Source organism: Megasphaera massiliensis, from assembly GCF_000455225.1.
GTDB lineage: Bacteria > Bacillota > Negativicutes > Veillonellales > Megasphaeraceae > Megasphaera > Megasphaera massiliensis.
On record NZ_HF954545.1, the window covers coordinates 1,249 to 1,756 of the forward strand.

Below are 508 nucleotides of genomic sequence, written 5' to 3' on the forward strand. Positions count from 1 at the left end.
CGTCGTAATTTCGTTATCGATCAGTTCGGCTTCCGTTCCTTTAATGCGTTCGAATTCTGCTTCAACATCGTCGACGTGGATGGCGAAATGATGAACCGTGCCTTCCGGAGGCAGCTGATTGCTATAGCCTTGAATCAGTTCAATTTCCGTTTCGTCAGTATTGCCAAAGCCTAGAAAAGCAAGCTGGATAACGCCGTTTGTATGCGTCAGCTGTCCCTTCAGCTCAAGCCCAACAATTTCTGTATAAAAGCGCAGCGATACTTCCAGATTCCTCACGGCCACGCCGACATGGTCGACTCTTCTTCTCGTCATTTGCTTATCCTCCTATTGGATGCTCTGAGTCATCAACGAAAAAAACAAATTGTAAAAAATGTTCCGGTAATTTTATAATATAAACACTAGTAAACATGTAGGAATTATTATAATACATCGCTCACTGGACGTCCAGAGGCTTTCGTCGCTTGCCCCATTCGGGTTAACGGCGAAAGTCTTTTTTTATGAAATATTC

The 508-nt window shown here is 43.5% G+C and carries 1 protein-coding gene; it reads right to left on the reverse strand.

The window, feature by feature from the left end; all coding sequences use genetic code 11:
• The coding region (locus TX77_RS10555; RefSeq protein ID WP_044505072.1) for a VOC family protein at nucleotides 1-312 on the reverse strand (312 nt) is incomplete at its 3' end.
• Nucleotides 313-508: the final 196 nt, after the last annotated feature.